Below are 7,100 nucleotides of genomic sequence, written 5' to 3' on the forward strand. Positions count from 1 at the left end.
CGGAGAGTAAGCCATGGACATGACCAGCGCGGGGGAATTCGCGGGACGCCCTCCCCCGCACCCGTACATCGAGCGCGAGGGCTCCCTGTGCCGGGTCCAGGAGGAGTTCCGCCCCGTCGTCGCGGCGCTCCGCACGCGCCTGGCGACGGAGTTCGGCCCCGAGCGGCTGCACAGTGCGTATGTGTACGGTTCCGTGCCGCGCGGCACCGCCCGCCCCGGCCGCTCCGACCTCGACGTCCTGCTGGCCCTGCGCGGCGAGCCGACGGCTGCCGACCGGCAGGACATGCGGCGGATCGGCGAGGCGCTCGACGCGCGGTTCCCCCAGATCGACGGCGTGGGTGAACTGGTCTTCAGCGAGGCCGTGCTGAAGAGCGAGCGGGAACGGTACGACATGGGCTGGTTCGTCGCCTGTCTCTGCACCCCGCTGCTCGGGCCCGACCTCGGCGAGCGCCTGCCCCGGTACCGCCCCGACGCGCTGCTGGCGCGGGAGACCAACGGGGACCTGATCGACGCGCTGCCGCGGTGGCGGGAACTGGTGGCGACGGCGGGTTCCGCGGCGGAACTCCGACGGCTGGAACGGACCTTCGCGCGCCGTCTCGTACGCACCGGACTGACCCTGGTGATGCCCCGCTGGGGCCGCTTCACCAGCGAACTCGCCGAATCCGCCGAGGTTTTCGCCCGGTACTACCCGGAGCGTGGCGACGAGATGCGAAAAATTTCTGAGGCGGCCGGGAATCCTTCGGGCCTACCGGCCGTTCTCTCTGTGTACACCGAGGATTTCGGACCGTGGCTGGCGACCGAATACATCGCAGTCCACGGCAGGAAGACCCCTCGGCCGTAGAGAAGTACCGCAGTGCGCAGTACCGGAGTTCCGCAGGTCAGTGGGTCGTTGAGCCCTCGCAGCTTGTGAACTGCACAGGGAAGAAGCACCAAGGCGGCTCAGGCGCGCGGCCGCTCGGAACGCGGCCGTCCGCAACGCCCCGGTCCGGAGCCCGGCCATCCGAGACGCGGCCATCCGGACCATCCGGAACGCGGCGGCCCGCAACGCCACGGTCCGGAGCTCAGCTCGGCCGCTCGCGTCCGATGAGGCCGTGCTCGCGCAGATACGCCAACTGCGCCCGCACCGAGAGCTCAGCCGCAGGCCACAGGGACCGGTCCACGTCCGCGTAGACATGCGCCACCACGTCGGACGCACTCACGTGCCCGTTCTCCACCGCCGTCTCCACCTGTGCCAGCCGGCTCGCCCGGTGCGCCAGGTAGAACTCGATCGCGCCCCGGGCGTCGTCGAGCACGGGGCCGTGGCCGGGCAGAACGAGCCGCACCCCGTCGTCCACCGTCAGCGACCGCAGCCGCCGCAGCGAGTCCAGGTAGTCCCCGAGCCGGCCGTCCGGATGGGCCACCACGGTGGTGCCGCGCCCCAGCACCGTGTCCCCCGTCAGCACGGCCTGGTCGGCGGGCAGATGGAAGCAGAGAGAGTCGGCGGTGTGCCCCGGCGTGGGCACCACCCGCATCTCGACTCCGCCGGTGGTGATCACATCGCCGGCGCCCAGCCCCTCGTCCCCGAGCCGCAGCGCGGGGTCCAGCGCCCGCACGGAGGTCCGGGTCAGCTCCGCGAACCGCGCGGCGCCCTCCGCGTGGTCGGGATGCCCGTGCGTCAACAGGGTCAGCGCGACCCGCTTGCCCGCCTTCTCCGCGGTGTCGATCACCGCCCGCAGGTGCACGTCGTCCAGGGGACCCGGGTCCACGACGACGGCCAGGTCGGAGTCCGGCTCGGACACGATCCAGGTGTTCGTGCCGTCCAGGGTCATCGCCGAGGGGTTCGGGGCCAGGACGTTGACCGCGCGGGCGGTGGCGCGGCCGGACAGCACGCCGCCGCGGGGCTGGCCGGGCAGGGCCGTGGCGTCCGTCATCGGGTGCCTCCCGCGGGGTCGGCCTGCCCGGAGGCGGCGGCCGGGACGTGCTTGGTGAACTCGTCGTGGCCCGGCCAGCTCAGCTCCAGTTCGCCGCCGACGAGACGGGCCCGGGCCAGTACGGGTGTCATGTCCTGCGCCGGAGCGTCCGCCAGGACCTCTGCAGCCGTACGGTACGGCTGGAGCCGCCGCAGTGTGGAGATGGTGGGCGGCATCATCAGCAGCTCGCCCCGGTCGTACCCGGCCGCCGCCTCGGCCGGGGAGATCCACACGGTGCGGTCGGCCTCCGTGGAGGCGTTGCGGGTCCGCTGTCCGGCCGGCAGCGCGGCCACGAAGAACCAGGTGTCGTAGCGCCGGGGTTCGAACTCGGGGGTGATCCAGCGCGCCCACGCGCCCAGCAGGTCGGAGCGCAGCACCAGCTCTCGCCGGTCGAGGAACTCGGCGAAGCCCAGCTCCCGGGCCACCAGGGCCTGCCGGTCCGCCTCCCAGTCCGCGCCGGTGGTGTCGCCGACCACGGTGTCCTCGGTGGGGCCGGCGAGGAGGACGCCCGCCTCCTCGAAGGTCTCGCGGACGGCCGCGCAGACCACCGCCTGGGCGGCGCCCAGGTCGTCCGGCAGGCCCAGCCGCTCGGCCCACTCGGGCAGGGAGGGGCCCGCCCAGCGCACCAGCGAGTCGTCGTCCCGGGGGTCGACGCCGCCGCCCGGATACGCGTACGCGCCTCCGGCGAAGGCCATGGAGGCGCGTCTGCGCAGCATGTGGACCCGGAGTCCGTCCTGGTCGGCGGCGGAGCCGTCACTCAGCAGCAGCACGGTCGCGGCCCGCTTGGGGGTCGCGGGGACGAGCTCGCCGCTCGCCAGCGCGCGAATCCGGTCGGGCCATTCGGGCGGGTACCACTGACCATTGGACATGGCCGGATGCTACGGCCAACCGCCGCGATGTTCGAGAGGCAGTTGTACCCGGCACGGACATACGCCGGGGCCCGGCAGCGGTCCCCGCCACACGGACCGGACCGGGTCGTACCCGGCCCGGATCGCCCCGGGCCGGGCCGCCCCCGGACCAGGCCGCACTCGGACCGGGACCGGGTCACGCCTCGGTGAGCTCCACCTGGATCTCGACCTCGACCGGGGCGTCCAGCGGCAGCACCGTGACGCCGACGGCGCTGCGAGCGTGCACGCCCTTGTCGCCGAGCACCTCACCGAGGAGCTCGCTCGCCCCGTTGATGACGCCGGGCTGGCCGGTGAAGTCGGTGGCCGAGGCCACGAAGCCGACGACCTTCACGACGCGTGCGACGCGGTCCAGGTCACCGGCGACGGACTTGACGGCCGCCAGGGCGTTCAGCGCGCAGATCCGCGCCAGGTCCTTGGCCTCCTCGGCGGTGACCTCCGCCCCGACCTTGCCGGTGACCGGCAGGGCGCCGTCCACCATCGGGAGCTGGCCCGCGGTGAAGACGTACACGCCGGACTGCACGGCCGGCTGGTACGCGGCGATCGGCGGGACGACCTCGGGCAGGGTCAGGCCGAGCGAGGCGATCTTCTCCTCGACCGCGCTCATGCGGACTTCTCCCGCTTGAGGTAGGCCACCAGCTGCTCGGGGTTGTTCGGACCCGGCACGACCTGGACGAGCTCCCAGCCGTCCTCGCCCCAGGTGTCCAGGATCTGCTTCGTCGCGTGGACGAGGAGGGGGACAGTCGCGTACTCCCACTTTGTACTCATGCGGCCGAACTCTAGCCGGTGGAAAGCGGGCGGGAACGCCCGGGAAGCCCCGTCGGAACGTACGGGACGGGCGGCCTCCTGATTGGCCCGCGGACCTACTGGTTAGGCTCGAAGGCGTGAGCAGGCTCCAGGTCGTCAGTGGCAAGGGCGGTACCGGCAAGACCACGGTCGCCGCAGCACTCGCGCTCGCCCTCGCCACCGAGGGCAAACGCACCCTTCTGGTGGAGGTCGAGGGCAGGCAGGGCATCGCGCAGCTCTTCGAGACGGAGCCCCTTCCGTACGAGGAGCGCAAGATCGCTGTCGCGTCGGGCGGCGGGGAGGTGTACGCCCTCGCGATCGACGCCGAACGCGCGCTCCTGGACTACCTCCAGATGTTCTACAAGCTGGGGAGCGCCGGGCGGGCGCTGAAGAAGCTCGGCGCGATCGACTTCGCGACGACCATCGCGCCGGGGCTGCGGGACGTCCTGCTGACCGGCAAGGCCTGCGAGGCGGTCCGGCGCCGGGACAAGAAGGGCGCGTACGTCTACGACCACGTGGTGATGGACGCACCGCCCACCGGGCGCATCACCAAGTTCCTGAACGTGAACGACGAGGTGGCGGGACTCGCGAGGTTCGGGCCGATACACAACCAGGCGCAGGCCGTGATGCGGGTTCTCAAGTCCCCCGAGACGGCGGTGCACTTCGTGACGCTGCTGGAGGAGATGCCGGTCCAGGAGACCGCGGACGGGGTCGCCGAACTGCGGGCCGCGGAGCTGCCCGTGGGCAAGGTGCTGGTGAACATGGTCCGGCCCGAGCTGCTGGACGGGGCGGCGCTGCGTTCGGCAGCCGGCGAGCGGCGGGCGGCGGTGGCGCGGGCGCTGTCGGCGGCGGGCCTGGGCGGCGCGCGGCCCGACGGCCCCGCGGAGCGACTGGTGGACCCGCTCCTGGAACAGGCGTCGGAGCACACGCAGCGGGTCGAGCTGGAGCGGGAGCAGCGGGCGGCGCTGGCCGGGACCGGCCTTGAGACGTACGAACTGCCCATGCTGGGCGAGGGGTTGGACCTGGCCGGGCTCTACCGGCTGGCGGCGGCGCTCCGTACCCACCTGGGGGCGGACCGGGCAGGGAGATCGGCATGAGCGCGGACAGGCACCGGGCGGACGGTACGGCGATGGTCTCGGCACCGGCGCTGGACATCGATCCGCTGCTGGACGACCCGGCCACCCGGATCGTCGTGTGCTGCGGATCGGGCGGCGTCGGGAAGACGACCACCGCGGCGGCACTGGGCGTGCGGGCGGCCGAGCGGGGACGGCGGGCGGTGGTGCTGACCATCGACCCGGCGCGCAGGCTCGCCCAGTCGATGGGGATCGACTCCCTGGACAACGTGCCGCGCCGGGTGAAGGGCGTCGACGAGAGCGCAGGCGGCGAGCTGCACGCCATGATGCTCGACATGAAGCGCACCTTCGACGAGATCGTCGAGGCGCACGCGGACGCGGACCGGGCCCGCGCCATCCTGGACAACCCCTTCTACCAGTCCCTGTCGGCCGGGTTCGCCGGTACGCAGGAGTACATGGCGATGGAGAAGCTGGGACAGCTCCGCTCGCGCGACGAGTGGGACCTGATCGTCGTGGACACCCCGCCGAGCCGGTCGGCGCTGGACTTCCTGGACGCGCCGAAGCGGCTGGGGTCGTTCCTGGACGGGAAGTTCATCCGGGTGCTGATGGCTCCGGCGAAGGTGGGCGGCCGGGCCGGGATGAAGTTCCTCAACGTCGGCATGTCGATGATGACCGGCACGCTCAGCAAGCTGATGGGCGGCCAACTCCTGCGCGACGTGCAGACGTTCGTGGCGGCGATGGACACGATGTTCGGCGGCTTCCGGACGCGTGCGGACGCCACCTACCGGCTGCTCCAGGCGCCCGGGACGGCGTTCCTGGTGGTCGCCGCCCCGGAGCGGGACGCGCTGCGCGAGGCGGCGTACTTCGTGGAGCGCCTGGCCGCCGAGGAGATGCCGCTGGCCGGTCTCGTACTCAACCGGGTGCACGGCAGCGGCGCACCCCAGCTCTCCGCCGACCGGGCCCTGGCGGCCGCGGAAAATCTTGCGCAGGGCGGCATTGTGGATCAGGGGGACGGGAATGCTGCTCCTCGTGGCTCCACGGCCGTCTCTCCCGAGACACCCCGCACCACCGCGAGCAGCGGCGCCGCCGACGGCGAGCACGCCGAGGACACGCACGCCGTCGACACATCACCCACCGACGGCACGGACGACGTCGCGCAGTTGACCGCGGCCCTGCTGCGGCTGCACGCCGAACGCATGCAGGTCCTCGCGCGTGAACAGCGAACACGCGACCGCTTCACCGCACTCCACCCCGAGGTGGCGGTGACCGAAGTCGCCGCCCTGCCCGGAGACGTGCACGACCTGGCCGGCCTGCGGACCATCGGTGAGCGTCTGAGTCACCGGTGAGCCGCCGGCCCGTGGGCCCCCTGGGGCCCGCAGGTCATCCGTGAGCCGTGAGGCCTGTGTGCACCCCGGGGCGTACGCGAACGACGCACCGCGGTGAGCGACCGGCGGCCGATCCGGACATCCCCGTCCGGGTCCTTCGCCCTGCGCGCCGTCACCCCCGGCACCGTCCCACCCGGCCCGGCCGTCACTCCCGGCACCGTGCCATCCACCCGGCCCGGCCGTCATCCTCGGCACCGTGCCACCCGGCCCGGCTGCCACGATCGGCCCAGCCCCGCCACGATCGGCCTAGCCCACCGCGGCGTACGTCTCCTCGTACACCTCGGCCTCTTCGAGCACCGCGGGCAGGATTCCCGCGCCGCGCTCGTACTCCGTGCGCGCGGTCTCCAAGAGCCTGCGCCACGAGGTGACCGTCGGCCGCCTGCGCAGCAGCGCACGGCGTTCGCGCTCCGTCATGCCACCCCACACGCCGAATTCGACGCGGTTGTCCAGCGCGTCCGCCAGGCACTCGGTCCGCACCGGGCATCCGGTGCACACCGCCTTCGCCCGGTTCTGCGCCGCTCCTTGTACGAACAGTTCATCCGGATCGGTAGTGCGGCAGGCTGCCTGCGCACTCCAGTCGGTTACCCAGCCCATCCCGGCGCCGTCCTCTCCCGAATCGAGGCTCCCCCACGGCGGCAGCGGCATATTCACCGCTGCCAGTTGAGGACGTTACGGAAGGTGGGCACAGCGCAACACCCCCTTCAGGCCCAATCTTGAATGGCCCGAACGGACTATGCGTACGCGGCAGATCACCCAGGGGAGTGAGCTGGGGACATGCGTCATCTACCCGGCGAAACGGGACAGTTCAGCGGAGCCGAGGGGGTCTCGGGGAAAAGCGGGGGACCACTCGGCACGACCCCGCCGGAGTGAGACGGAACCGCACTGGCGTGACAGCTGAGAGCAGCTTAGACCGTGTCCTACGTGGTGAGGCGGACGAGTCGCTTGTAGCAGCAGAGGGCGGCGGCGAGGCCGAGGAAGGCCAGGTAGTTGCGGGGGTCGCGT

The 7,100-nt window shown here is 72.3% G+C and carries 8 protein-coding genes; 3 read left to right on the top strand and 5 right to left on the bottom strand.

Features of this window, described 5'->3' with window-relative positions; all coding sequences use genetic code 11:
* The first annotated feature begins 13 nt into the window (after positions 1-13).
* On the top strand, positions 14-841 hold the full coding sequence (locus ACZ56L_RS33235) for a nucleotidyltransferase domain-containing protein (RefSeq protein ID WP_471068481.1): 828 nt from the start codon (positions 14-16) through the stop codon (positions 839-841).
* A gap of 220 nt (positions 842-1,061) precedes the next feature.
* Here the strand turns inward: ACZ56L_RS33235 and ACZ56L_RS33240 are convergent, their stop codons facing one another.
* From ACZ56L_RS33240 to ACZ56L_RS33255, 4 genes are all read right to left on the bottom strand, one after another.
* The gene (locus tag ACZ56L_RS33240; RefSeq protein WP_471068484.1) at positions 1,062-1,910 is read right to left on the bottom strand and encodes an MBL fold metallo-hydrolase; all 849 of its coding nucleotides are present in this window, start codon (positions 1,908-1,910) and stop codon (positions 1,062-1,064) included.
* Positions 1,907-2,818, bottom strand: coding sequence for an NUDIX hydrolase (locus tag ACZ56L_RS33245; RefSeq protein ID WP_471068487.1), 912 nt, complete (start codon positions 2,816-2,818; stop codon positions 1,907-1,909). The genes ACZ56L_RS33240 and ACZ56L_RS33245 overlap by 4 nt, the downstream gene beginning before the upstream one ends.
* A 175-nt stretch (positions 2,819-2,993) precedes the next feature.
* Complete coding sequence (locus ACZ56L_RS33250; RefSeq protein WP_345220362.1) at positions 2,994-3,461, bottom strand: RidA family protein; 468 nt, start codon at positions 3,459-3,461, stop codon at positions 2,994-2,996.
* Positions 3,458-3,622, bottom strand: coding sequence for a DUF4177 domain-containing protein (locus ACZ56L_RS33255; protein ID WP_266664787.1), 165 nt, complete (start codon positions 3,620-3,622; stop codon positions 3,458-3,460). The genes ACZ56L_RS33250 and ACZ56L_RS33255 overlap by 4 nt, the downstream gene beginning before the upstream one ends.
* Positions 3,623-3,738: 116 nt before the next feature.
* Here ACZ56L_RS33255 and bagA point away from each other — a divergent pair, with 116 nt between their 5' ends.
* Entirely contained in the window at positions 3,739-4,737 is a 999-nt protein-coding gene (gene bagA / locus ACZ56L_RS33260) for an ATPase BagA (RefSeq protein ID WP_471068492.1), read from the top strand.
* Positions 4,734-6,059 carry an ATPase BagB gene (gene bagB / locus ACZ56L_RS33265; protein WP_471068495.1) on the top strand — a complete coding sequence of 442 codons (1,326 nt, stop codon included), beginning with the start codon at positions 4,734-4,736 and terminating at the stop codon, positions 6,057-6,059. Before bagA ends, bagB begins: the two co-directional genes overlap by 4 nt.
* 285 nt (positions 6,060-6,344) lie before the next feature.
* On the opposite strand, the gene ACZ56L_RS33270 is transcribed toward bagB, so the two are convergent.
* Positions 6,345-6,692, bottom strand: coding sequence for a WhiB family transcriptional regulator (locus ACZ56L_RS33270; RefSeq protein ID WP_345220373.1), 348 nt, complete (start codon positions 6,690-6,692; stop codon positions 6,345-6,347).
* Positions 6,693-7,100: the final 408 nt, after the last annotated feature.

Source organism: Streptomyces sp. NPDC039736, from assembly GCF_055596485.1.

Coding starts and splice junctions, on each gene's coding strand:
- ACZ56L_RS33235 (WP_471068481.1), top strand. CDS start 14: ATGGACATGACCAGCGCGGGGGAATTCGCGGGACGCCCTCCCCCGCAC.
- ACZ56L_RS33240 (WP_471068484.1), bottom strand. CDS start 1,910: ATGACGGACGCCACGGCCCTGCCCGGCCAGCCCCGCGGCGGCGTGCTG.
- ACZ56L_RS33245 (WP_471068487.1), bottom strand. CDS start 2,818: ATGTCCAATGGTCAGTGGTACCCGCCCGAATGGCCCGACCGGATTCGC.
- ACZ56L_RS33250 (WP_345220362.1), bottom strand. CDS start 3,461: ATGAGCGCGGTCGAGGAGAAGATCGCCTCGCTCGGCCTGACCCTGCCC.
- ACZ56L_RS33255 (WP_266664787.1), bottom strand. CDS start 3,622: ATGAGTACAAAGTGGGAGTACGCGACTGTCCCCCTCCTCGTCCACGCG.
- bagB (WP_471068495.1), top strand. CDS start 4,734: ATGAGCGCGGACAGGCACCGGGCGGACGGTACGGCGATGGTCTCGGCA.
- ACZ56L_RS33270 (WP_345220373.1), bottom strand. CDS start 6,692: ATGGGCTGGGTAACCGACTGGAGTGCGCAGGCAGCCTGCCGCACTACC.